The organism is Rhizobium sp. SEMIA 4085 (genome assembly GCF_013004495.1).
GTDB classification, from domain to species: Bacteria; Pseudomonadota; Alphaproteobacteria; order Rhizobiales; family Rhizobiaceae; genus Rhizobium; species Rhizobium gallicum.
Window position 1 is genome coordinate 1 of record NZ_JABEPH010000659.1, and the last position, 1376, is coordinate 1376.

Here is a 1376-nt window from a genome sequence, read left to right on the forward strand (position 1 = left end):
ACGTCACCGGGTTTTGTTCTCCCGGACGTCTAGGGGAGCGCGTCTGCAAGCCACCGGGAGCAATCCCTCCCCGACTTGTGACCTTCCTGCGCTACTGACGCGGGGGCGGACAAGAAGATTTACAAGCCGATGCCCGCGCTGCATGTCATCAACGACTACGGCGCCAAGGTGATCAAACCATACAAGGCTTTTCGCGCGGTTCGTGCCGAGCAAAGCTGGGGGACAATGTGACGCCACATGTGCTCCGGACCCGTGGAACGGGGCTGGCGAATGCAGGGGCTGAGGTTCAAGACGCATCGGCTTCGCGCCGAATTCCGTGCTCATCAGTCCTCCTAACGGAGAGCTGCTACCAATTTCTGTGCCAAAAATCGGGATGCACTACACTTAGGTAAGATCGTTACCTATGTCTCCGGGTCGGACAAAAGTTTCGTGGCGGAGAGGAAGGGATTCGAACCCTCGATACGCTTTTGACGTATACTCCCTTAGCAGGGGAGCGCCTTCGACCACTCGGCCACCTCTCCGGTGGGAGCCCTGATAGAGTCATTCGGCAGGTGAAGCAAGCGCTTTTTCGGCTTCCACCCGGGAAGAAAACAATGCTGTGATCTTAAGCCAGCAACTGCTTGAGATCGGCGGCGGCGTCTGCCAGCACGGCCTTGTCGGGATTGATTCCTGTTTCCAGCAGCTTCTTGCCCGTCACATAGGCCTTTGCGTCATTGATCGCGTCGACGGCGATGAACTGGCCGTTCCTGAAGTACCAGACGGAATGCGCGCCTTCGCGGGCGCCGCGGCGCAAAAGGGTTTCGTCGTAGCCGAGGTTGAAGCCGGCGATCTGCAGCTTCACGTCATACTGATCGGACCAGAACCACGGCTTCGGGTCATAGGGCGCGTCACCGCCGACGATGACCGCAGCGGCGGCTTCAGCCTGGTCGACGGCGTTCTGCACCGATTCGAGTCTTATCCGCCCATCCTGCCAGGGCTGCACGGCGCAATCGCCGGCGGCAAAGATCGACGTGTCCGAGGTTCGGGCGAATTCGTTGACGAGGATGCCGTTCGCAACGTCAAGACCGGCTTCCTTGGCCAGTTGGTCGTTCGGCACGACGCCGATGCCGACGATGGCGAAATCGATCTCGATTACCGAGCCGTCAGAGAGCTCAGCGCCGCAAACATGCCCATCCCTGCCGACGAGACGCTTAAGCCCGGTCTTTTCGCGGATCACGACATCATGGCTTTCGTGGATCGCGCGGATGATATCGGCCGTTTCCTTGGCGGCAACGCGCTGGAGAATGCGGTCGGCCATTTCGATGACGGTCACTTCGAGGCCGCGATAGCGCGCAACGGCTGCCGCTTCGAGACCGATATAACCGCCGCCTATAATA

1 protein-coding gene and 1 tRNA gene are annotated in these 1376 nt (G+C 59.7%); both read right to left on the reverse strand.

The genetic code is table 11. The annotated features are described in order from the left end of the window. Positions 1 to 430: 430 nt before the first annotated feature. A tRNA-Ser gene (locus tag C9413_RS32145) sits at positions 431 to 521 on the reverse strand. 83 nt (positions 522 to 604) lie between these two features. Beyond that, the coding region (locus C9413_RS32150; RefSeq protein ID WP_170251564.1) for an FAD-dependent oxidoreductase at positions 605 to 1376 on the reverse strand (772 nt) is incomplete at its 5' end.